The following is a 22,977-nucleotide window of genomic DNA, read 5'->3' on the forward strand; positions in this document are numbered from 1 at the left end:
TCCAAGCCCCCACATCTCACACCGGTGTTGGGCGAAACGGAGCCGAACTCATGACGACGCAGCGGCGAGCGGTCAGGAAGATCAACGAAGCCGAGGAGGCCCGCGACGTGCTCGGTGCGGCGCTCCGGCGGGCGGGCATCCAGCTCCCCGCGCTGGACGTCCGCCCCGTGTCGCGCACCGAAGGCTCCGAGTACGCCCTGGTGACCCTCGGTGAGTGCTCCGCGCCCGTGGCCTGTGCGCTGGCGGCGGTCATCGAGAAGGGAGCGGCGCGGTGACCCGGCGCGTGTTCCGCTACGTACCGTTCACCATCGAGCAGGACGCGACGGCGGAGCCGGAGTACGAGGCCCGCTGTGTGTCCGGCGACGAAACCGAGTGTGGCGCGCGCTCCGGCACGTACAGCCATCCGGCGCCGGTCGAGGAGTGGCAGCGTCGGCACACCCAGGAGACCCGACACCGGCGCTACCACCGCGACTTCCGCGATTACGCGGTCATGCGGCCGACGGCGGAGACAGGTGAGCCGACCGAGCCGGTGCGGGCGGGCGGGGGCACGGTGTGAACTTCGCTCCGGCCGTCGAACGCCCGTGGCGCGACGCGTGGCCGCTGGTCGCTCGGACGGATGACGGCAACGCGTGGGTGACGGGGGCCTGTTGGCTGTACTGCCGCCGCGAGGGCGTGCGCGTGCTGTGGATAGGTTCCGTGCACACCCCGGGCGCGACGGGCGACCTGTACGCGTGCGGCTCGTGCGTCGCGGAACTCGACCACATGGTGCGCACCCAGTCGCACGCCAGGGACGCACCCGCCGGGACGCAGACCAGGCAGAAGGCCAGGGCCAGGAACAAGAACGAGGCGTGCGAACACCGGCAGACCGAGAACCGCGACGGCAAGACCCACTGCCGCGTCTGTGAGCAACAGCTCTATCTGTGAAAGCCCGGCCGGACACGGCTGACAGGACCGCCCCCACACATTCCTGGCCAGGTGAACGTCACCCGGGCCGCGGACCGACTGACGGCTACGGGGTCTGCCGGCCAACTTTCCCGAAGAAATTCTGCAAAAATACTTTTGGAAAGGCTCTGGGGGATCTAGCCTCCTGCCATGGTCAGCGAAGAACAGAGACGCGTACTCGATCCTGAGCGGGACGCGGCAGCCCTGAAGGCCCTTACGCACCCTCTGCGTATCCGGCTGCTCGGGATGCTGCGGCAGGACGGCCCGGCCACCGCGAGCGAACTCGCGGTCAGGACCGGGGAGTCGTCCGCTTCGACCAGTTATCACCTGCGGGTCCTGGCGAAGTACGCGTTCATCGCCGAGGCCGAGCACCGTGACGGGCGGGAGCGCCGCTGGCAGGCGGTGCACGCCGTGACGTCCTGGAACAACACGGCAATGGAGGCCGCGCCGGGAAGCCGCGCCTGGGTCGGCCTGTCGCGCAGGGCCCAGATCGAGCACCTGGAGGCATCCCTGGTCCGGCACGAGGCCGACATCACCGCAGGGCGGCTGGGCCAGGAGTGGGTGGAGCCGTCCGGGATCAGCGACCTGATGCCGCGTCTGACCCCCGAGTCGCTTTCCGAACTCTGGGAGGTGATCGACCGGAAGCTGGAGGAGCTGACCACCCGCGACGCAGAGGATCCGCGCGCGGCGCAGGTCGTGTTCCTCACCGCCGGGCTGCCCCTGGCACCGCGCGACCCCGGCGCGGAGCCGGACACGTCCGCCCCTGCGGAGACGGATGCCGAGAGCGCCTCATGACCAGGGCGCTGGACATACCCACCGCACGCCGCCGCTACGTCACGGTCTGCGTGCTCTTCTGGCTGCCTGTGGGACTGACCATCGCCCCCTTGATCCTGCTGTTCACCGAGCGCGGCATGACCATGGCGGCCATCGCGGGCTTCTTCGCCGCGCACTCCCTCACCGCCGCAGCGCTGGAACTGCCCACCGGAGGACTGTCCGACGTGCTGGGACGCCGCGTTGTCCTGGCCGCCGCCGGCCTGCTGAACCTGGCTGCCATAACCCTTCAGGGCCTGGGCACTACTCCCTGGCTGCTCGGCCTGGGCATGGCGCTGATGGGTACGGCCCGCGCCCTGTCCAGCGGACCGGCCGAAGCCTGGTACGTCGACACCGTCCACGCACACTCCGGCCCCGGCGCCGAACTGCGCACCGGCCTGGCCCGAGGCTCCTCCGCGACATCCGCCGCGCTCGCCGCGGGCACCCTGCTCGGCGGCGCCCTTCCCTGGCTGCTCGGACTCGGCCCCGACCTCGGCGCCCGGCTGGGCGAAGCCACCTCCGGACTGGTGCTGCCCCTTTCCGTCCCGCTGCTGCTGGGCGCAGCGGTCGAGGTCGCCTTCGTGCTGTACGTCTTGACCGCTCTGCGGGAGCCGCCCCGGCCGGCGGCCACCTTGCGCGACGTACTCCGAGGCGTCCCGGCGACCGTCGCAGGCGGGCTGCGCCTGGGTGGCCGCGATGCGCTGGTCCGCCGGGTGTTCCTCAGCGCAGGGGCCGCCGGCAGCGCCCTGGCCACGATCGAACTGCTCACGCCGGGCCGTGCCGCGGCCCTCACGGGCGCATCGGAGTCGGGGGCGGTGCTCTTCGCCGCACTCGCCTGCGCCGGATTCATCTGCTCGGGTATCGGCAGCCACCTCGCACCGCTGACCGCCCGGCTCGCGGGCAGCGGCGAGCGCGCGGTCCTGGTGAGCCTCGGCATCAGCGCGAGCGGCCTGCTTCTGCTCGGCACGACCGCTGCTTTCACAGGAGTGGGCTCCATGGTCCTCGCGGCCACCGCCTACGGCCTGGTCTACCTCGGGCTCGGCGCGGCGGGACCGAGTGAGAACGACATCCTGCACCGCCGTGTCGCCGGCGCGGGCCGGGCCACCGCGCTGTCCGTCCAGTCGCTTGCCCTGCAACTGGTAGGGGCTCTCACCGGCTTGATCGTCGGCGTCCTCCCGCCGGGCCCGCTGCCCTGGCTGCTGGGAGGCACCGCGCTCCTGGCAGGAGCACTCCTGTGGGTCCACCGAAGCGGGCCCACACCCCCCACTCCGGCGGCAACCGCCCAGCCGCACACCGTGCCGTCCTTCCCGAGCACCGTCGGCTCCGACCCCCGTCAATCAGATGACGGTCAGTAGTACCGGGGCCGACAATCCCGTAGAAAACGGTGTCAGAAAGTCGATGCGCTCAAGAACTTGAGGAGCACCGTTCCGGCCCGCGCGCGTACTGTATGAATTTTATTTGCCCGTTGTGCGCTTTCTCCGTGTTTAATCGCGGACGGTCGTGAACGCGGTGGGTGCGATCCCGTGCGTCCACTGCCGTCTCGCCCCGGTGCACGCCCAGTTGGGGGTTGACAACGTTGTCTTCCGCTGGGTCGTGCGTGCGTATCGCGACGCTGGAGAGGTTACGTGTCCATCAGATCCCATCCCCCCTTGCCCCGCGAGGACCTTCCGAGAACCGCCCGCCGGCGTCGCCGGCCACTGCGCGCGACGGTCGCCGCGCTGCTCACCGGGGCGCTCGGCCTCACCGCGCTGGCGGGTGGCGGCGCGGCCGCAGCAGTGCCCGTCGCGACCACGTCGGCGGGGTCCGCAGGAACATCCGGCGGCACGGACTACACCAAGCTCGTCGACCCGTTCGTGTCGACCGCCGGTGACGACGGCAACGACCTGCCGGGCGCACAGGCACCCCACAGCCTCGCCAAGGTCAACCCGCTGACCACGCCGAACCGCAACCACACCGGGTACGACTACAACGAGGACCAGATCGCCGGGTTCACCGCGACGAACCTCGACGGCGTCGGCGGCTCGGGAGGCGGTGGCGACCTGCTCGTCGTCCCGACCTCCGTGCAGTACGACAAGCGCCCCGCCCCCAGCACGTACGCGCACAACTACAGCCACGACGACGAGACCGCGACGCCCGGCTACTACCAGGTGGGACTCGGCGCCGTCTCCGGAACCGGGTCGTCGGTGAAGCAGGACCCGGGCACCATCAAGGCCGAGACGACCGCGACGACGCGTACGGCGTTGCAGCGGTACAGCTTCCCCTCCGGGTCGGACCCCGAGCTCGTCCTCGACCTGGCGAACAACTTCACCAGCCGCACCCGCTCGACCATGAAGGCGACAACGCTCCCGGACGGGACCACCTCGATCACCGGGCTCATCGCGGGGTCGTTCAACGGCGCCTCGTACCAGCTGTATTACGACGCCACCACGAACGTCCCGGTGACCTCCCTGAAGAGCTGGGGCAACGACGGCAAGCTGAGCGACGCGACCGCGCAGGACGGGTCCGACACCGGCGCCGTCCTCGGGTTCGACAAGTCCGCAGGCGACGACATCGAACTGCGCATCACGCTGTCGCCGATCAGCGCCGAGCAGGCCACGACCGACCAGCACAACGAGGTGGGCGACCTCACCTTCGACCAGGCGCGCGCGCAGACGAAGGCGGCCTGGAACAGCGCGCTCGGCGCCGTCGCCGTGCGTACCTCGGCGAAGTCCGACCCCGGGTCGACGCTCACCAAGGAGTTCTACACGCACCTGTACCGCATGTACGCGCTGCCGGTGAACGCCACCAGCACCAGCGGAACGTACCGCGGCGCCGACGGGGCGGTGCACAAGGCGAACGGCTTCACGTACTACGACGGCTGGTCCACCTGGGACGACTTCCGCAAGTACTCCGTCGAGGCGTACATCGACCCGGCCACCTACCGGGACATGATCCAGTCGCTGATCGTGCTCTTCGCCGACGCGCGCACCTCGGGCAAGAGCCTGGGCAGTCTCACCCACTCGGTCCCGACCGTGCGCTGGGAGCGTTCGGCCGTGCTGGTCGCCGACGCGCTGTCGAAGGGCTACAAGAACTTCGACCGGCTCGACGAGGCGTACCCGGCGCTGCTGTCGTACTCCGGGTACTACACGGGGGCGCAGCTGCGGCAGGGCTACGTCACGGGCGATCCCGGTACGACCGTCCAGCGCGGCTACGACCAGTGGGCGCTGTCCGTCATCGCCGACGCGCTCGGCAAGGAGGCTGACGCGAAGAAGCTGCGCGCCCAGTCGACCATGGCGATCGACAACCTCGTGAAGTCCGGCGCCTGGACCGCGGCCGACGGCACCGAGGTGGGTCTGCTCACCCCGCGCGCCGCGGGCGGCGACTGGCAGAGCGCCGACTACGAGAAGTTCGAGGCGGCCGGCCTCTACCAGGGCACGCTCTGGCAGTACCACTGGTACGACGCGTACGACATGGACGGCCTCATCGAGGCCATGGGCGGCCAGAAGGCCGGCAAGGCCGCGATCAAGCACATGTTCGGCGAGGACTCCGGCGTCGACGACGGCTCGACCATGCTGCACTCCAACGCGAACGAGATCGATCTGCAGGCCCCGTACCTCTTCAACTACGTCGGTGAGCCGAGCCTGACGCAGAAGTGGGTGCGTGCCATCTACACCGGCACGACCTGGAACCGCTACATCGCGACGGGCTCCACGAACGAGGCCCCCAGCTCCGGCGGCCAGTTCACCCCGCCCGTCAAGACCCAGGTCTACAAGCTCTCCCCGAACGGCTTCCTGCCGACCATGGACAACGACGCCGGCACCATGTCGACCATGTTCGTCGCCGCCGCCCTGGGCCTGTTCCCGGTGACCGCCGGTTCCAGCCAGTTCCAGATCGGCAGCCCGTTCTTCGACTCCACGACGATCACCTACGCCAACGGCACCCGGTTCACGGTGAAGGCCGACGGCGTGTCGCCGAGCAACTACTACGTGCAGAGCGCGACCCTCAACGGCTCGCGGTTCAACAACACCTGGCTCGACTACTCCCAGATCATCTCCGGCGGAACGCTGGACTTCACCATGGGCTCCAAGCCCTCCCAGTGGGGCGCCCACACGAAGCCCGCGTACTCGCTGAGCACCGACTCGGGCGACACGGGTGACGGCGGCACGGGAACGGGCAAGGGCGACACCGTCGTTTCCGCCCACCCGGGCACCGTCGACACCGCCGCGGACGGCACCGTCGACGGCAGTGTGAAGCTGACCCTGGACGGACCGGCGTCGTTCGCCGCCCGCAAGGGAACGAGCCTCACCAAGACCGGGGCGGCGACCGTGACCGGCCTGCCGGGCGGTGTCACGGCGGACCTCCGCGTCAGCGGCTCGCGCACGGCGACGCTGTCGCTCACCGGCACCGCGAAGGTCGACGCGCGCTTCGGCATCACGTTCCACGACGCCGCCTTCGCCCACGGCGTGCGCGCCTCGACGGTGCGCGGCACCGGGATATCCCCGACCGACCCGCTCGTCATCTCCGCCGCCGCCGTGCATCGCAAGGCCCTCGGCGCACTCGTCGACCAGGCGTCCCTGGTGCGCAGCGGCAACTACTCCGACGGCTCCTGGAGTTTGTTCCGGTCGGCGCTCGAACGCGCGCGGACCGTCCTCGCGGACACCACCTCCGCGACGGGCACGATCATGGCCGCGGACGACGCGCTGCACTCCGCGATCGACGCGCTCACCATCGACGAGGGCGGCTACGCCGTCCTGCAGGCCGAGGACCCCGACCAGAAGGAGGGCCCCAGCCTCGTCAGCGAGCGGAACAACTCCGACGGCAACCTCGGCGGCGTCACCGAGGGGTCGTGGGAGCGGTTCACCAAGCTGGACTTCGGCGGGGTCGCCCCGCGGAGCATCTCGGTCCGCTACGCGAACTCGCAGGCGACGAACGCGAAGCCGAGCAGCGTCGACATCCACGCCGGCGCCGCCGACGGCCCCGTCGTCGCCACCGTCCAGCTCCCCGGAACCGGCGGCTGGCAGTACTACTCCACGGTGCAGGCGGCCGTCACCGACCCGGACGCCCTGCTGGCCGCGTCGAGCGCGACGTTCGTGTTCCACGCCCCGTCCGGCCAGCAGTGGGTGTCGAACTTCGACTGGCACCAGTTCTCGCCGTACGAGGTCTCCTCGTCCCCCTCGACCACGCTCGCCACGCTGACCGCGGTGAACAGCACCACGACCGGCAACGGCTCGCTGCCGCTCAACCTCGGCAACGGCATCTTCGAGAACGTGACGAACGGCGCGTGGGCGCAGTGGAAGGACACGAACCTTCAGAGCGGCGCCGACACCGTCACCGTCCGCTATGACAAGCCCCAGTCGCGGGCCGCGTCGGACTCGCACATCGAGCTGCACCTCGGCTCGAAGGACGGCGCGAAGAACGTCGACATCCCGCTCGACTACAGCGGATCGGGCTGGGGAACCATCGCCACCACGAGCGTGCACCTCGACCCGAGCGTCTTCACCGGCGTCCAGGACGTGTACGCCGCGTTCGTCTCCAGCACGCAGACGGCCTCCCAGCCCTACGTGGGCAACGTCTACTCGCTGGCCCTGACGCAGACCGCCGACGCCCCCGTGGCGTTCGACGCCACCGCGTTCCGTTCCCACAGCGGCGGCGGGCTCAAGAGCGAGCCGGTCGGCTGGCCGGGCGCGGGTTCCACCACCGACCTCGGCGGCACCTACGACGGAGCCTGGCTCGACTACGGGGACATCGACTTCGGCGGCTCCCCGAAGAGCACCGTCACGATCACCTACGCCAACAACTCCGCCCGCTGCGGCACCGGTTCCGCCGTCCAGCTCTACCTGGATGCCTTCGACGCGGCCAACCCGGGCACGCCGTACGCGACCGTGCCGCTGCCGGTCACGGGCAGCGCGTGGTCGTCAGGAGGGACGACGAGCCTGACGCTGCCCAAGGCGATCACCGGCACACACGCCGTCCACCTGCGGCTGACGACGAACCCGGACTCCTCGCACCCGTACGTCGCGAACCTGGGCCGGATCACCTTCAACCACGTCGACACGCCCGCCGTCACGGACAAGTCCGCCCTGCGGAAGGCGATCGACCAGCACGAGGGACTCTCCGGCGACGCGGAGCGCTACGACGCGATCGACTTCGGTGTGTACAGTCGCGAACTCGCGGCCGCGCGCGCCCTCGTCGACGCCGACGACGCGACCCAGCTCGAAGTCGACACACAGACGCGCAGCCTCACCCTCGCCGCCAAGCAGCTGATCCCGGTGCCGAGGCTGCGACTGGAGGACCTGGTCGCGACCGCGTCGGCCCTCGACAACGCGCGCTACACGGACGCGTCGTGGAAGGCGTTCACCGCGGCACTCGCCGCGGCGAGGACCGCGGTCGCGGACGACACGGCCACGGACGGGACTCTGACCGCGCGGTACGACGCCCTGCGCCACGCCATGTCCGCGCTCGTCACGAAGCCCAGGACGGTTCCGGCCGCGCCTGACGCGGTGTCGGCGACGTCGTCCGGCACGAGCGTGACCGTCGCCTGGTCCGCACCCGCGGACACCGGCGGCTCGCCGGTCACCGGCTACAGGATCACCCTCAGCGACGGCCACCAGATCAAGATCGAGGATCCGGACAGCCGGAGCACCACCTTCACCTGGCTGCGGTCGGGCAGGTCGTACACGGCACGCGTCCAGGCGGTGAACGCCGTCGGCACCTCCCGGCAGAGTGCAGCCACGGCACCCGTGGTCACCGGCGGCGGCAAGCCGCAGAAGCCGGCCGTGACGGGTGTGATCACCGACGGCAAGCAGGTCCGCGTGACCTGGCGGGCGGCCGGCGACGGCGGATTCCCGGTCATCGGCTACACCGTGGCCCTCGGCGACGGAACCACCGCGCACGTTCCCGCCACGACGGACACGGCGCTGCTGACGACCACGGGCAAGACCAGGGCGCACACGGCCACCGTCACTGCGGTCACCCTGGCCGGAACCTCGGACGACTCCGCCGCGACCGTCCCGGCCACCACCTCGGCGACCGCCTCGGCGGACGCCTCCGACCCGGCGTACGAGCCGTCCCCCTTCCCGGCTGACACGCTCAACGCGACCTACGCGTCCGACAAGTGGCCGGGAACCGGAGACGGGACCGACTACATCTACGACCTGCTCAACGGCTTCGAGGACCTCGACTCCGACATCCTCGGCGCCGACACCAAGGTGCCCCACGGCACCGCGCTCACCGCTGAGAACGACCGGATCGCCGTGCGCATCAACAACGCGGCGACGCAGAAGGAGGTGGACCGGGCCGAGGTCGACGCGACGAACAGCTCCACCGTCACGATGGCCGACGGCCTGGGCTCCCGGCTCGGCAAGATCTACAGCGACGCCCTGAACGGGGGCCGACTGCCGAAGACCAGCGCACTGTTCTCCCGCGTCACGAAGAACCTCGACAAGGGCGACGCGGCGAAGAACCACTACGGCTACCAGCGCCCGTACGTGCGGCTCGGGTTCGTCGGTGACGGCGGCAACATCTACGAGTCGCAGGACGGCTCCTACGGCAGCCTCACCACCAGCGGCTCGTACCCCAGCGGCCACACCTACGGCGGCTACGAGGCCGGGACCATCCTCGCCACGCTTCTGCCGGAGCTGGCACCGTCGATCCTCGCGCGCACCTCGGAGTACGGGGACAACCGCATCGTCCTCGGGTTCCACTACCCGCTCGACGTCATGGGCGGCCGCATCACCGGACAGGCCACCGTGGCACACCGGTGGGCGGACCCCGACTTCGGGAAACTGCTGATGCAGGCCCACACCGAAATGGAGAACGTGCTGCTCGCGCAGTGCGAGAAGGAGGGATACGGCGACACGCTCGCGGCCTGTGAGGGCGACTCCTACGCCGGCCTGAGCACGGCGCAGCACATCGACCTGTACACGCGCCGCCTGACCTACGGGTTCTCCCAGGTCGGGAAGGCCGGGCAGACCTTCAAGACGCCGTCCGACGCGGCGGCCCTGCTGATCACGGCCTTCCCGGACCTCACCACCGAGCAGCGCACCCAGATCCTTGAGCAGACCGCGACGGACTCCGGGTACCCGCTCGACCTCACCGCGGACGGCGGAGCGAGCTGGCAGCGGATCAACCTGGCGGCCGCGATGGCGGCGCACGTGGTCGTCAACGCCGACGGGTCGGTCACGGTGACGAACTTCGCGGACGCCACCAAGGCCAGTGTCGCCGACGCCGCCTCGATCACCGTGGGGGGTGTCGCGATCGACGGGTTCGATCCGGACGTGTCCACGTACGTCGTCGACTGGCCGAAGAACAAGAAGATCCCGGCCCTCTCCGCCGCACCGGCCCAGTCCGGCGCGCGGGTGAAGGTCACCGACGGCAGTCCGATCCTCTCGTCGACCGGGCACCGGTTCACCACCCGCACCATCAAGGTGACCTCGGCCAACGGCTCGGTCACCCGGACCTACACGGTCGGGTTCCAGCGTACGGACCGCGATGACCGGCCGGTCGCGGCCGGCGGCAACGACGGTGACCGCAGCGCCGGAGCATCCGGTCTGTGGCGGCCTCTTTCCGCGACAAAGTGGGCGGAGCCCATGTGGATCCCCGGAGTGCGGGGCACGATGTGACCGCCGGACCAGCCGTGCCCCGGGGGGCCGCGGCAGGATCCCGCTGACCCTCAAGAGGTGCACCGCCGCCGGCCGGCCCCTCCGGGTGAACGTACTGTTCACCCGGAGGGGCCGTCGGCGTCACGGACGCCTAAGGACAGTGCGGCACGGGGAGATTCCGCCGCGTGGGCAAGGAAGGCCCCGACAGCGCTGAAAGTTACGGACGCGCTGGTCAGGGCCTATTTTCCTAGCACTCGATGATGTTCACCGCGAGCCCGCCCCGCGCCGTCTCCTTGTACTTGACCGACAGTGGATGAACAACTTCGGCAGACTCCGCCGCAACACCGAACGCCGCTGCGCCTGCACCGGGTTCTTCCTTCAACTGGCCACCGCCATCATCACCGTCCGCAGCCTCATCCGCAGGGCCTGGTACACCCACCGCTGGGACACCCGGCCCGCCGGCCCCCGCATCCGCCAAGCGGCTACGACGAAGTCAAGTGCTGGTCCTTCTCGGCGGCAGTTTTGGCAGCTCGCTCGATCGTCGCTCGGTGGGCATCCCACAAGGCTGCGTCGCGCTGATCAGTCGCGTATTCGGCTGTTGTCCCAGTCGAGCCGTCGAGTTGTTCGCGCAGGATGTCGGCGTGTCCAGCGTGCCGGCTGGTCTCGGTGAGCATATGGACCAAGATGTTGAACAGCTTCACGTTGGGGCGTGGCCACCAGGGCACGTGGCCGGGAGAGTCGATGGCGAGGGCGGTGATCGTTGCGTCTGAGTGCTCCCAGGCGCGACGGTAACGGTCGACGATCTCGCCGCGCGTCTCGTGCCCGGTCGCCCACATGTCGGCATTGCGATCCCCGGCATCGTCCCACCGGGGCAGAGGCTCAGGGAACGGCCGGTCGAAGACCTCACCGAAGTATCTGGACTCCAAAATCGACAGGTGCTTGACCAGGCCGAGAAGGTTGGTGCCCGTCGAGGTCAGGGGGCGGCGGATGTCGTACTCGCCGAGCCCGTCGAGCTTCCAGAGCATCGCCTTGCGAATCTCTCGCAGGTCGCTGTGCAGGTAGCCCTTCGCGAAGTCATCAATCATGGGGCACGAGCCTGTCATGCGCTGCTGACGGGCTCAACCTGTGACCAGCACTCGTCGATGAACCTGACCGAAGCCGCTTAGCCACAACTCACCGCCTACTGGTGGACCTGTGACTGCTTCCTCCTGGACCATCCGTCCCAGTATCAAGCTGTCCGGCCGGCAGGGGGAACCTCAATGTGCCCCCGTGGGAAGTCGACACCTGGCCGTGGACGGCAAGGCCCGCCCGCGGATCGGAGACCGGCCCGGCAGCCCACCTGCGCTCCGCCACTCTGAACACCGGACGCACCGTCAACCAGAGGCGGTTACTGGACAAGACCGCGCCGGTCACCGCTGGGCGGTGACCGGCGCCAATCCGCCGACTACGCTCCTGTCGGCTCTCGTGCCGTGTCCCGCCATGCGGCCTGCGTCGCGACCTTCTGCCGCCACGTACGCATCGCCTTCGGCGGCATCCCGACGCCCAGCGCACCGACGACCCGGTCCCCGGATCGATAGATGGCCAGGAACTTGTGTTCCTCCAGGTCACCTTCCACGACCGCGACCTCCTCGTGCCCGCGAAGATAACCATGCGCCTGGAGCCGGAGGTCGTACTGGTCCGACCAGAAGTACGGTATCGGGGCGAACGGCTTTTGCGCGTCCGGATGGAGGAGGTTGCGGGCCGCTGCCATACCCTGCTCGGTGGCGTTGGTTCGGTGCTCTATCCGCATTGCTGTGCCAAACAGCGGATTGTGCCAGCGGGCCACATCTCCTGCCCCGTACACACCGGGCGCGGCGGCGCTGTACTCGTCGCATACCAGACCGTCGCTCAAACTGAGGCCACTGTCCTCGAGCCAGGCGGTATTCGGCACCGAGCCGATCGCGACCAGCACCTCGTCAGCCTTGATGAACGTACCGTCAGCCAGCCACACACCACCGTCGGCCACCTCAGCCACCGTGACGCCGGTGCGCAGATCGACCCCGTGGTTCTGGTGGACCCGGCTCAGCACCCGCCCGATCCGCTCGCCCACCGCGGAGGCCAGTGGCACCCGCGCCGGTTCTAGCAGCGTCACCTCGGTACCGAGCTCGCGGGCGACGGCGGCCACCTCGGTGCCCAGGAACCCGGAACCGACCACCACCAGTCGCCTCCCAGGACCCAGCCGACCCCTCAGAACGAGGGCATCATCCAGGGTGCGCAGCACATGCGTACCTGTCGCGCCCGCGCCGGGCAGCCGGCGCGGGCGGACGCCAGTGGCGATGATCAGACCGTCGTACGGCACCCGCGCCCCATCGGACAGCGCGACCGTGCGTCCTGCAAGGTCGAGTTCGGTCGCGGCGGTCCCGAGCAGCAGATCGATGTCGAGCGCGTCCAGATCGGCGAGCGGGCGCAGCGGCATCCGGTCAGGGTTCCACTGCCCGCTGAGTATCTGCTTCGACAGCGGCGGCCGGTCGTACGGGGGGTGCGGCTCATCGCCGATGAGTGTGATCGTGCCGGCGTATCCCTCACGACGCAACGTCTCCACCGCCGCCAGTCCGGCGGCGGAAGCACCGACCACCACCACGTGTCTCACTTCTCGATCACCCGTATCGCCGCTGCCGGGCAGACCACCGAAGACTCACGTACGTCGGCGTGGAATTCGGACGCGGGCCGGTCGTCCAGCAGGATGACCAGGCCATCATCCTCCCGTTGGTCGAACACGTCGGGCGCGATCATCACGCACTGGCCCGATGCCACGCACTTGGGTACATCGACTTCCACACGCATAGTGACTTCTTTGCCCTTGTCGCTCATGATGTCCAGGTAACCGGCAGCTCGCGCACGCTGTAGACCGCACCGTCATGCCGGAACGACAGCTCCTCCACGGCGGTCGCCAACCGCAGGCTGGGGATGCGGCGGTAGAGCGTGCTGTAGACCACCTGCAGTTCCACCCGGGCGAGTGGCTGGCCCAGGCACTGGTGGACGCCGAAGCCGAACGCGATGTGGCGACGAGCGTCGCGGCCGATGTCGAGCCGCTCCGGCTCGGAAAAGATTTCAGCGTCCCAATTGCCGGTGCCGGTGAAGGCGATGATTCCGTCCCCGGCGTGAATCGTCTCGCCGCCGATCTTGATGTCCTCAAGCGCGACCCGGCGCCGGCCGTTGTGCACGACGGTCAGGTAACGCAGTAGTTCCTCAACGGATTTGGCGACCGCCTTCGGGTCATTCGTCTCCCGCAGAGCTGCAAGCTGGTCGGGGTTCTCCAGCAGGGCCACGGTGCCGAGGGCGATCATGTTGGCGGTGGTCTCATGGCCAGCGATCAGGAGGAGTACGCCTATGGTGGCGGCCTCCCGCGAGGTCAGCTCTCCAGCCTTGATCCTTACGGCCAGCTCGGAGAGCAAGTCGTCACCGGGGTCGGAAATTCTTGCCGTGACCAGATTATCCAGATATTCGGTCAGCGCCGCGTTGGCGTTCGACACGTCCTCGACGGAGGACGTGTTATTGACCATGATCGAGCTGTTCTGCTGGAAGAAGTCGTGGTCCTCATACGGCACCCCGAGCAGTCGGCAGATCACCAGCGACGGCAAAGGCAGCGCGAGTGCGCGCACTAGGTCGACCGGGGCCGGCCCGACCAGCATGGTGTCGATCAGGTCGTCCGTGATCTTTTGGATGTCGGGCCGCAGCGCCTCGACCCGCTTGACGGCGAACGGACCGGTGACCATCCGGCGGATCCGAGCGTGCTCGGGGTCATCCATGGTGAGGAAGGACCGGCGATGTGCGGCGACCTCGCGAAGGCCCGGGCTCACGTGCGGGAATCCCGGCAACGTGGCGTCGGCGCTGACCCGTGGGTCGGCGAGCAGGGAGCGTTGGTCCGTGTACCGGGTCACCAGCCAGGGGGTGCTCCCGTCCCACAGTTTCACTCGTGCGACCGGCTGCTCGCTGCGCAGTGCGCTTGCGGCCGGAGGAGGGGCGAAGGGACATCCGGCCGACCGGGGCATCGGAAACTCCGGGAGCGGTCCTTCCCCCCCGGCTGGGGGCTGTGTCAACGTGTCAGTCATGGCGTCCTCGGTGGGGGATGCAAAGCGTGAGTCTTCACGTGCGGGGAATGTCATGAGCAGTGAACCCGCTCTCCCTGACTGCCAGCGGTCAGGTATCTGACGGAACGCTGACAGTGGGGACCGCCATCGTGACCACGGTGCCTCGGCCCAGTTCACTTTCCGCGCTCAACTCGCCGCCGTGCAGGTCGACCACCAAGCGCACAATGGAGAGACCAAGACCGCCGTTCAACTCGAGTCGGTCGTACTCCGACCGCGGGGCGGTAAGCCGCGCGATGTCACGCGGACTCAAACCGGCACCCTGGTCGCGAACCGACAGCGAGACGAGCGACCTTCCCGCGGCGTCGGCCGACGGTCCGCGCACCGTTACGGTCACCGGGCTTCCGGCCGGGGTATGCCGGAGCGCGTTGCCCAGCAGGTTGCGGACGGCGTGCCGCAGCATGCGCCTGTCGGCGACGATGACCGTCCGACCGAAGGTCTCACGGGTTATGAGACGTTCGGGGTGGGCCAGCCTCAGATCCGCTACTACCTCGTCGGCCAGGTCGCCGAGATTCATTGGCTTCGGGTCCAGCGGCCGCGGCCAGAAGGAGTGCCGACGGGGAAACACGTTCTGGACCGCTTGGTGCATGTGGTCGGCCTCGTCACGGATGCGGCGCAGGGCGCGCACCATCAGTTCCGGTTCATCGCTGAGGTCTTGCAGCGGCAAATCGGCCCAGCCGCGAATGGTGGTCAGGGAGGTGCGCAGTTCATGCATCAACACCTCCAACGGCTGACGGCTTTCGTCGCCGAGGCCTCGGCCGTCCGGGCGGATCTCCTCCTCAGGACTCTCATCCATGCTCATTCGGCGGTGCGCCTGCCGAGCCAGTAGCCGAAGCCACGACGGGTATGTATCAGGGCAGGCCCACTGGCGTCGACCTTGTGGCGGAGACGGGAGATCAGCTTCTCGACAGCGTTGTCTCCATACGGTTTGTGGTATGCCATCCACAGATGGCTGGCAATCTGCTCTTTCGACAGTACTCGCCCCGTGTTGACCAGTAGGTAGCGCAGCAGCCGGAACTCCGCAGGGGTGAGCTTGAGCGCGTGAGGGCCGCGCGAGGCTTGACGGGTCGTGTCGTGAAGCACCAGATCCTCATAACGCGGGGACTCCTCTCGCCGCCTTTCGTGGGTGCGTAGCAGTGCCTGTACCCGGGCGAGCACCTCGGCGATCCGGAACGGCTTGGTGACGTAGTCGTTGCCGCCGATACGGAGGCCGGTGACCAGCGAGTCCATTGAGTGACAGGCGGTGAGGAAAAGAACTGGCGGATGGTGCTCGTCGGCCGCGACCAAGCGACGGCACACCGCGAAGCCGTCGAGGTCAGGCAGCATCACATCGAGGATCACCAGGTCAGGCGGCTCCCGCAATATCCGATCGAGTCCTTCCCCACCGGTGGCCGCGGTACTGACGCGGTAACCGGCCAGCTCAAGTGTGGTCGAGAGGAGTTCGGCAATTCTCGATTCGTCATCGACGACCAGGATTTGCTGCCCGTTGCCACGGGCCGGCGCTAGCTTCTCGCTCACGTTCCTGCACACACCATGACACTACGCGAACCGACGGTACGAGGGCGCACGGCCTCCAGGGTGGTTGCAAGTTCCGGGGTAGTGCGGCTGGTCGGGTTGTGACCGGTTGGGGTGCATAGCAGAGCAGGCACGGGCTTCGTGATCATTGTGGTGTCTAAGAGGTCGCGCGGATAGGCGTGCGGTCATGGTCGGCGGTTCGGGCGTTCGTCCCAGCGGTGGGTCGTCCATGCTCGTCGGATCAGGCTGCGCACGGTGATGATGGTGTCGGCGAGGCCGAAGAAGGCGTCGATGACGGTGGCGCGCCGCTCGTAGCAGCGGGCGAGCCGGTGGAAGGCGTTCTGTCAGGCGTGGGTGCGTTCAACGTGCCACCTCTGACCGGCCTGGATGGGCGCCTTTTCGCCCGTGTGTGCGATGCGGCCGTGCAGGCCGCGTTCGTTGAGTAGGGCGCGGGTCTTGTCCGAGTCGTAGCCGGCGTCCAGGTGCACGGTGATGCCGTCGGGTAACGGTCCCAGGTCGTCCAGGCGGTCGAGGGTCGGTGCGAGTAGGGGTGAGTCGTGGCGGTTGGCGCCGGCCAGGACACGGCCCAGCGGAATGCCGTATCCGTCCGTCATGCCTGAGCGTTTCAGGCCCTGTTTGCCGCGGTCGGCTGGTGAGCGTCCGGCGACCTCGCCGCCTCCGGGAGCCTTGGTGATGGAGCCGTCGACGGCGATCTGGTCGAGGACGAGGCCGACGATCCGGTCGTAGGACTCCAGCGCGATCTGCTTGAGCCGGGCGAAGACGCCGAGTCGGATCCACTCGTCGCGGCGGTTGCGGATCGTGGTGGCCGAGCACGTTGTGTCGGCGATCGCCTCGTCAGAACAGCCGAAGCGCAGCAGTTGCAGGAGCTTGTCGAAGATGATCCGGTCGCTGATCCGCGGGCGGTGGCAGCCGAGCGGATGGTCCGGGTGGTACTTCGGCCGCTCGGGCAGCAGGGCCGCGAATTGGTCCCAGAGCGGTTCGGTGAGCCATGATGGCAGCGCGGGCACAGGTCTCCTCAGTGATCACAGAGCGTCGCAACTCCATGATCACCAGGACCTGTGCCCGTACTGCTGCCGGGGTACTGCCAGCGCGCCCATCTGCGCGACCTCTAAGTGACTTGAGTTGGGCTGTTGCATGATCAACACCTTCTGCTCCGACGAGCGGCCCCCTGTCGGCCCCTCGCGAACACCTGAGTAAGGCCGCCCTCGAAAAGCCCGATGCAACCGACATGCCGCAACACGGAGTCTCATCGAAACTTGCGGGAAGGGTGGAGATCAGGTCACGGAGTGGTAGTACACCGTCAGGTGTGCCGGCATTGAATCGGTGCCACCGTGCCCCGCGCTCGCCGCGACAACGCCGCGTGTCAAGGGGCTGCGTTCAGCCACACGGATGACCTGAACAGCTGCCACGGGAGAGGTGCGCTTGTGCCGTCGGCCCCGTTGGTGTCGGTCAACGTCCAGTGGATGCCGGCGGTGGTCGTGGTCTTCCCGCCGATCTGCACCTGGGCCCGGGCGTCGGCACAGCCTGCCATGACCGTGATGCCGGGGTTCTCGAGCGGGTCATTCGCCGAGGCGGAGGGCGCCGTCGCCAGGCCGAGCGTGGCGGTGGCGGCGAGGACGGCGACCGCGGTGAGCTTGTTCCTCAGGGTTCTGACCGACTTCACTACTGTGCTGTCGGTGCGCATCTCGTTTCCTTCAAGTCGAATGCGTGTTTCCAGCCCCGTGGCGCCCACCGCCAAGGGGCTTTTTTCTTTTGCGCTTCGGCTCTTGAAACGCCCGTCGGATCGATTCCGGCATACCTTTCGGCAACTCGTGCGACCGTCACACACCCGGCGGGTAGGTGTAGACGTTCTTGCCGTAATCAACCCCGAACGCGGAACCGCAGTCAGCCTTCGACGCGTGTCCCGGCGACACGGTGGGCCCGTACTTGTAGACGTAACCGCCGGTGCTGGGGCACTTGACCCAGGCACGGTAGTAGCCCGATCCGCCGAGGCACTTCACTTGCGCCCACGTCCAGTAGCTGCCGCCGTCTTCGAACGTCCAGCTGCAACTGGTCGGCACCGCCTGGGCAGTCCCCGCCGACACCGCGAAGAAGCCGAGCAGCGAGCCGGCGACGGTGGTCAAGGAAAGCGCGACGCTGCCCGCACCGCGACGGGCTTTCCTTACGGTGTTCTTCGTGATCGCCATGAAATCTCCCGATGACCGCTCCAAGAAGGAGCTGCTTGAATTGGGCGCGTCCGAAAGTGAGGTCATGCGCGCCCGCCACGGCCGGTGTTCAGCCCCGTACGACGGGCACAGTAGCCCGGCCCGGTCGCTGAGCCCGGATCCACCGGCTGACCTCTGTGGACAACTTCTCCGGGAACGAGGAAGAGCCTTGTGACCTGCGATGATGGGAGTTCTTGAGGCTTCCAGCACGCACGATGACAAGGCTCTTCCGAGATGCAATCTTCCCATGCCGCCGTCCATGTCTCCGCACTCTTCGACGAGCCGAATCTGATCGCGGATGCGGGGCTGCTTCCGCTGATCGCGCTCGCCGAACGGGTCGGCCTGCCCGGTCTGGCCGCCCAGGTCCGCATCGAGGCGGCCGACAACAGCGGCGGCGCCCATCCGGCGGCCAAGGTGATGTCGCTGCTGGGCGCGATGTGCTCGGGGGCCGACTCCATCGATGATGCCGACCGGCTGCGGCACGGCGCAATGGACCGGGCCTTCGCCGGGATACGCGCCCCGTCCACGCTGGGCACCTTCCTGCGCTCCTTCACCCACGGCCACAACCGGCAACTCCACCGTGTGCACCGGGAATTCCTGGCCCGCCTCGCGACCCGTACCCCGCTGCTGCCCGGCGCCGGGCAGCTGATGTTCATCGACATCGACCCCACCCACCGCCGGGTCTACGGACGGGCCAAGCAAGGCGCCGAGCACGGGCGCCTGAAGGGGCAGCGCACCCTGCACCCGATCATGGCCACCCTGTCCACCCCGCTCGCCCGGCCGGTGATCGGTGCGGTCCGCCTGCGCCGCGGCAAGGCCGCCGACGTCCGCGGCGCGAAAAGCTTCGTCGCCCAGGCCCTGGCCATCGCGAAGGACGCGGGCGGAACCGGAATCCGGATGGTGCGGGCGGACAGCAAGTTCTACACCGCCGATGTGGCCGCCGCCTGCCACAGGTCCGGTGCCCACTTCTCCCTCACCACGGGCATGAACCCCTCCATCGCCGCCGCGATCGGCCGCATCACCGAGGACGCCTGGATCCCGATCCGCTACCCCGAGGCGTTCGTGGATCCCGACACCGGCGAGATGGTCTCCGACGCCGAGGTCGCCGAGACCGAGTACACCGCGTTCACCGGACGCAAGAAGGCCGAGCAGGTCACCGCCCGTCTGATCGTGCGACGGGTGCGACGCCTGAACCCGCAAGCAGCCACCGGGCAGGGCGAGTTGTTCGACTCCTGGCGCTACCATCCCATCTTCACCAACAGCCCCTTCGGCATGCTTCAGGCCGAACTGCACCACCGGCAACACGCTGTCGTGGAACAGGCGATCGCGGACGGGAAGTCCTCCGCGCTCGCCCACCTGCCCTCGGGAAACTTCCAGGCGAACGCCGCCTGGCTGATCCTGTGGGCCATGTCGCACAACCTGCTGCGGGCCGCCGGCGCCCTGGCCTCGGCCTTCCACGCCAAGGCCACCACCGCCACACTCCGCGCCCACCTGATCCACGTCCCCGCCCGACTCGCCCGCACCGCGAGGACCAAGCTGACCGCCCACCTGCCCGCCAACTGGCCCTGGCAGGCCGCCTACCAGGACTTGTTCGAGGCCGTCCATCACCCACCGTCGACACCCTGACGGCCTCCATCGACACCGCACCCTGACGGCCGCACCGGCCACCGGCACCACCGCCCCAGCCCCGACTCGCAAAACACCTCGGACAGGCCGCGACCCGAGCGCGGCGGGCGCCGCCCGCCCTCGAACCCAAGCCCCACACCACCATCAGCCCTCGGCGAGAAATCGGACCTCGGAAACATCAGCCGGTGGATCCGGGCTGAGTGTGCCGGTCGTTTGCCCCACAAGGAACGGCCGCCGCACATACGGGAATACGTGCAAGTCGGCGGACGAGACCGCCTCCGGTTTACAGCCGTGACCTTTTTGAGCTCGACTGCCGCTACTGCTGGGACCACGAGAAGCCGCCTACAGGTCCGTCGGATCCGTGGCTCACAGGGAAGGCGCGGGGCACCGCGGAGTGCGGAGGGTTGGGGTGTTGGTTCGGCTCCCCAGCAACGGTGTGCCCCGACGTGTGGGACCGACGAGACTGTGTACGGCGCGAAATGGGCAACTGGTGGCGGTCGTCCAGGAGATCACGAGTGCTGGGGCGAGTCGATCGGCGGCTCCGCGGGATGGCTGGGGTCCATGAAGTGGCAGGCGGTCGCCGCACCGTCCCAGACTCCTGCACCCCGGCTCAGGAGCGTGCCCCCTGGCGAAGCGGTTGTCGTTCGGCAGCTGGAATCAGAAGGTCGACCCCGACGCCTTCATCGCACCGAGGCCGGGGGCGAAGGGGCGCTCAACCTTGATCGTGGGTCAACTACCCTTGTTTCTATGCGGCATGGGGGATACGAGGGGAACAGGGACGGAGCCGCTGAGCCGATGGACCGCCCCAGGTCGAGCGAGCGCCTGGTGATCCTGGCCCTTGAGCGGTTCGGGGTGTGGCTCCGGTCCATCGTGGTCTGTCTGTGCGGTGCGCTGGGCGTCGTCTCGGCGAATGCCGCGGAGATTCCCCTGGCGTTGTCTCTGCTGGTGCCCGCTTTCCTCGCCTGTGGTGTGCGCCTTTACTCGCTGCGCCGCCCGAGCCTGTTCCCGTTCGCCCTGCTGTGGACGTTGGACGCGGCCGTGGTGGTGTTGACGGGGCTGTCTCGGCCGGTGATCGGCGGCGAGGCCGCGGATGTGATGGTGGAGGCGATTGTCGGCATCAGCGTCGTCGCCTTCCAGTACGAGTGGGCGACGCGGCCGGTGGCCGGGGCTGCCCTGGCCGCGTTGGGGGTTGTCGTCTGTGCGCTGGGCGACGTCCTCTCCTCGTCCGGGCACAGCCCCGACTTGGTACCCCTGGTGCGCATGCTGATCCAGGTGGGCCTGTCGAGGGCCGCCTACCTCATCGTTCGGGCGCTGGCCAGGGCGGCTGACCGGTCGGCCGCGGTCAGGGCGGCGGCGCGCCGGGAGATGGAAGTCGCCGCCGCACGGAGGGCGACCGAGCGCGAGTACCTGGCGACCCTGCACGACACGGCGAGCGCGACGCTGCTGATGGTCTCCCAGGGCGACGGCCGGGACTGGTCGTGGCTGCCTCCACGTGCCAGGCAGGATCTGGAGGCCATGTCCGCCATGCCCGGATTCGAGACGGGGAGCGTCGACCTCGCGGAGCTTCTCGGCTGTGTGCCCGAGGGTGAGGAACAGGCCAGGGTGCGGCTCAGGACGCGCATCGACGGCCCGCTCGCGATTCCGTCCGGCCCTGGGCTCGCGATATTCAACGGGGTCCGGGAGGCCGTCACCAATGTGGCACGCCATGCCGGGGTGCGGGAAGCGGAGCTCAGGGCATGGGCGGAGGAGGACAGCGCCGTCGTCGAACTGTCCGACGCGGGACGGGGCTTCGACCCGGAGTCCGTCCCCGCACGGCGCCGGGGCATCTCCGGTTCCATCATCGGCAGGATGCACGCGGTCGGAGGCTCCGCTTCCGTCACCTCCCATCCGGACACCGGGACCCGCGTGCAGTGGCGCTGGCACGGCCCGGCCCGGGCGTCACAGGCAGGGGACGGAGCGCAGGCGACCGGCGTACCGCGCCCGCCCCGCGCCCAGGTACAGCACACGGCCGACGTCCGCTTCATCCGCGGGCGGCTCCTTTACGGGGCCCAACTGGCCGTGCTGCTGATCAGCCTGGTGTGGCAGTTCACCATCTCGCTGCGTCGGCTCGCGGTCCACCAGGACGTATACCGCCCCGCGTGGGCACAGACGGCTGCCTTCGTCTGCCTTGCCGCCGTCGCGGTGATCGGGGGCGCCTATCTGCTGCGTGGCAGGCAGATCCCTCCGAGGGTGCGCTGGTGGAGCCTGGGCTCGGTGCTGGCCGTTTCGGCAATATGCGCGTTCACGCTCCCGCCGGAGCAGTCGACAGGTGCGCCGGACTGGGCGTTCGGAGTGGTCGGCTGGCATGCGCTGTTCCTGCTGGCAGACCTGCGGGTCAGGGTGTTCGCGGCGTTCCTCGGGGCGCATGTGGGGCTCAACGCGACCGCTGTGTCCCTGTCCGGGGCGCCGACCATCGCCCAGTGGGCCACCATGGGGATCTCCACGATAGGCAGCTGCGGCTTCCAGCTCTCCGTCGGTGTACTGATGACGTACCTGCTCCACGGTACGGCACCGGCGGCGGGGACCGCGGCCGCGCGGGAGGAGGAACTGCGTACCCGGGAACGTATCCACGAGGACATGCAGCGTGATCACAAGGAGCGCTACCGCGCCCTGACGGCGACGACCGTGCCGCTGCTCGTGGGCCTTGGCCATGGTGTGCTGAGCCCGCACGATGAGGAGGTGAGGCTGCGGTGCGGCGTGGAAGCCGCCCGTATGCGCCGCCTGTTCGCGGAGAGCGATGCCGTCTTGGACCCGCTGCTGAACGAGTTGCGGGCGTGCGTGGAGGTGGCCGAGCACCAGGGGGTGACGGTGAGCCTGGCTGTACGAGGGCAGCCGGGTGAGGTGCCTGTGGAGGTACGCAGGGAGTTGGCCGACCCGGTGGCGGTGATTCTGGGCCGTACCCGCTCGACCGCGCGGGTGACTGTCGTGTGGACACCCCGCGCGGTACGTGTGAGCGTGGTCAGCGAGGACTGCGCCGACGGCCCTGGCACGGCAGAGGTCGCTCAGGCGCACGGCCGTGCCACGGACGCGAATGTGACCGTGGCCAGAACGGCGCGCGGCGGAAGTGTGTGGGTGGAGGCCGGCTGGAGACGACCGGCGGCCTCCGGGAGTTGA

16 protein-coding genes and 2 pseudogenes are annotated in these 22,977 nt (G+C 68.8%); 9 read left to right on the forward strand and 9 right to left on the reverse strand.

Annotation, left to right across the window (positions count from 1 at the left end; all coding sequences use genetic code 11):
• Positions 1-50: 50 nt before the first annotated feature.
• The 7 genes and pseudogenes from OG507_RS28275 to OG507_RS28305 form a co-directional block, all read left to right on the forward strand.
• The gene (locus OG507_RS28275) at positions 51-275 is read left to right on the forward strand and encodes a hypothetical protein (RefSeq protein WP_327369969.1); all 225 of its coding nucleotides are present in this window, start codon (positions 51-53) and stop codon (positions 273-275) included.
• Entirely contained in the window at positions 272-556 is a 285-nt protein-coding gene (locus OG507_RS28280) for a DUF7848 domain-containing protein (RefSeq protein ID WP_327369970.1), read from the forward strand. Before OG507_RS28275 ends, OG507_RS28280 begins: the two co-directional genes overlap by 4 nt.
• Positions 553-924: a hypothetical protein gene (locus tag OG507_RS28285; RefSeq protein WP_327369971.1), complete on the forward strand. Its 372-nt coding sequence runs from the start codon at positions 553-555 to the stop codon at positions 922-924. The genes OG507_RS28280 and OG507_RS28285 overlap by 4 nt, the downstream gene beginning before the upstream one ends.
• Positions 925-1,092: 168 nt before the next feature.
• Positions 1,093-1,737, forward strand: a complete 645-nt coding sequence (locus OG507_RS28290; protein WP_327369972.1) for an ArsR/SmtB family transcription factor — start codon at positions 1,093-1,095, stop codon at positions 1,735-1,737.
• On the forward strand, positions 1,734-3,107 hold the full coding sequence (locus OG507_RS28295) for an MFS transporter (protein WP_327369973.1): 1,374 nt from the start codon (positions 1,734-1,736) through the stop codon (positions 3,105-3,107). Before OG507_RS28290 ends, OG507_RS28295 begins: the two co-directional genes overlap by 4 nt.
• Before the next feature lie 294 nt (positions 3,108-3,401).
• Positions 3,402-10,352: a glycoside hydrolase domain-containing protein gene (locus OG507_RS28300; protein ID WP_327369974.1), complete on the forward strand. Its 6,951-nt coding sequence runs from the start codon at positions 3,402-3,404 to the stop codon at positions 10,350-10,352.
• Positions 10,353-10,641: 289 nt separating this feature from the next.
• Positions 10,642-10,806, forward strand: a pseudogene (locus OG507_RS28305) (IS5/IS1182 family transposase); the annotation flags it as partial.
• A gap of 7 nt (positions 10,807-10,813) precedes the next feature.
• On the opposite strand, the gene OG507_RS28310 reads toward OG507_RS28305, so the two are convergent.
• The 9 genes and pseudogenes from OG507_RS28310 to OG507_RS28350 all read right to left on the reverse strand — a co-directional run bounded on the left by OG507_RS28310 (position 10,814) and on the right by OG507_RS28350 (position 18,180).
• The gene (locus tag OG507_RS28310; protein WP_327369975.1) at positions 10,814-11,416 is read right to left on the reverse strand and encodes a DinB family protein; all 603 of its coding nucleotides are present in this window, start codon (positions 11,414-11,416) and stop codon (positions 10,814-10,816) included.
• Positions 11,417-11,775: 359 nt separating this feature from the next.
• Entirely contained in the window at positions 11,776-12,960 is a 1,185-nt protein-coding gene (locus OG507_RS28315) for an NAD(P)/FAD-dependent oxidoreductase (RefSeq protein ID WP_327369976.1), read from the reverse strand.
• On the reverse strand, positions 12,957-13,154 hold the full coding sequence (locus tag OG507_RS28320; protein WP_327372130.1) for a ferredoxin: 198 nt from the start codon (positions 13,152-13,154) through the stop codon (positions 12,957-12,959). The genes OG507_RS28315 and OG507_RS28320 overlap by 4 nt, the downstream gene beginning before the upstream one ends.
• 23 nt (positions 13,155-13,177) lie before the next feature.
• Entirely contained in the window at positions 13,178-14,422 is a 1,245-nt protein-coding gene (locus OG507_RS28325) for a cytochrome P450 (RefSeq protein WP_327372131.1), read from the reverse strand.
• An 88-nt stretch (positions 14,423-14,510) separates the two neighbouring features.
• On the reverse strand, positions 14,511-15,260 hold the full coding sequence (locus OG507_RS28330) for a sensor histidine kinase (protein ID WP_327369977.1): 750 nt from the start codon (positions 15,258-15,260) through the stop codon (positions 14,511-14,513).
• On the reverse strand, positions 15,257-15,976 hold the full coding sequence (locus OG507_RS28335) for a response regulator transcription factor (RefSeq protein ID WP_327369978.1): 720 nt from the start codon (positions 15,974-15,976) through the stop codon (positions 15,257-15,259). Before OG507_RS28335 ends, OG507_RS28330 begins: the two co-directional genes overlap by 4 nt.
• 182 nt (positions 15,977-16,158) lie before the next feature.
• Positions 16,159-17,001: pseudogene (locus tag OG507_RS28340) on the reverse strand (IS5 family transposase).
• A gap of 356 nt (positions 17,002-17,357) precedes the next feature.
• Positions 17,358-17,678, reverse strand: coding sequence for a hypothetical protein (locus tag OG507_RS28345; protein WP_327369979.1), 321 nt, complete (start codon positions 17,676-17,678; stop codon positions 17,358-17,360).
• 136 nt (positions 17,679-17,814) lie between these two features.
• Complete coding sequence (locus tag OG507_RS28350) at positions 17,815-18,180, reverse strand: hypothetical protein (protein ID WP_327369980.1); 366 nt, start codon at positions 18,178-18,180, stop codon at positions 17,815-17,817.
• Positions 18,181-18,432: 252 nt separating this feature from the next.
• Between OG507_RS28350 and OG507_RS28355 the strand changes: the two genes are divergently transcribed.
• Positions 18,433-19,824, forward strand: a complete 1,392-nt coding sequence (locus tag OG507_RS28355; RefSeq protein ID WP_327366649.1) for an IS1380 family transposase — start codon at positions 18,433-18,435, stop codon at positions 19,822-19,824.
• A 795-nt stretch (positions 19,825-20,619) separates the two neighbouring features.
• Positions 20,620-22,977, forward strand: a complete 2,358-nt coding sequence (locus OG507_RS28360) for a sensor histidine kinase (RefSeq protein WP_327369981.1) — start codon at positions 20,620-20,622, stop codon at positions 22,975-22,977.

It is taken from the genome of Streptomyces sp. NBC_01217 (assembly GCF_035994185.1).
In the GTDB taxonomy this organism is placed as follows: Bacteria; Actinomycetota; Actinomycetes; order Streptomycetales; family Streptomycetaceae; genus Streptomyces.

Excerpts from the sequence above, each read along its gene's own strand:
- OG507_RS28275 (WP_327369969.1), top strand. The coding sequence starts at position 51 with ATGACGACGCAGCGGCGAGCGGTCAGGAAGATCAACGAAGCCGAGGAG.
- OG507_RS28290 (WP_327369972.1), top strand. The coding sequence starts at position 1,093 with ATGGTCAGCGAAGAACAGAGACGCGTACTCGATCCTGAGCGGGACGCG.
- OG507_RS28295 (WP_327369973.1), top strand. The coding sequence starts at position 1,734 with ATGACCAGGGCGCTGGACATACCCACCGCACGCCGCCGCTACGTCACG.
- OG507_RS28310 (WP_327369975.1), bottom strand. The coding sequence starts at position 11,416 with ATGATTGATGACTTCGCGAAGGGCTACCTGCACAGCGACCTGCGAGAG.
- OG507_RS28320 (WP_327372130.1), bottom strand. The coding sequence starts at position 13,154 with ATGCGTGTGGAAGTCGATGTACCCAAGTGCGTGGCATCGGGCCAGTGC.
- OG507_RS28325 (WP_327372131.1), bottom strand. The coding sequence starts at position 14,422 with ATGACTGACACGTTGACACAGCCCCCAGCCGGGGGGGAAGGACCGCTC.
- OG507_RS28330 (WP_327369977.1), bottom strand. The coding sequence starts at position 15,260 with ATGAGCATGGATGAGAGTCCTGAGGAGGAGATCCGCCCGGACGGCCGA.
- OG507_RS28345 (WP_327369979.1), bottom strand. The coding sequence starts at position 17,678 with ATGCGCACCGACAGCACAGTAGTGAAGTCGGTCAGAACCCTGAGGAAC.
- OG507_RS28350 (WP_327369980.1), bottom strand. The coding sequence starts at position 18,180 with ATGGCGATCACGAAGAACACCGTAAGGAAAGCCCGTCGCGGTGCGGGC.
- OG507_RS28355 (WP_327366649.1), top strand. The coding sequence starts at position 18,433 with ATGCAATCTTCCCATGCCGCCGTCCATGTCTCCGCACTCTTCGACGAG.
- OG507_RS28360 (WP_327369981.1), top strand. The coding sequence starts at position 20,620 with ATGGACCGCCCCAGGTCGAGCGAGCGCCTGGTGATCCTGGCCCTTGAG.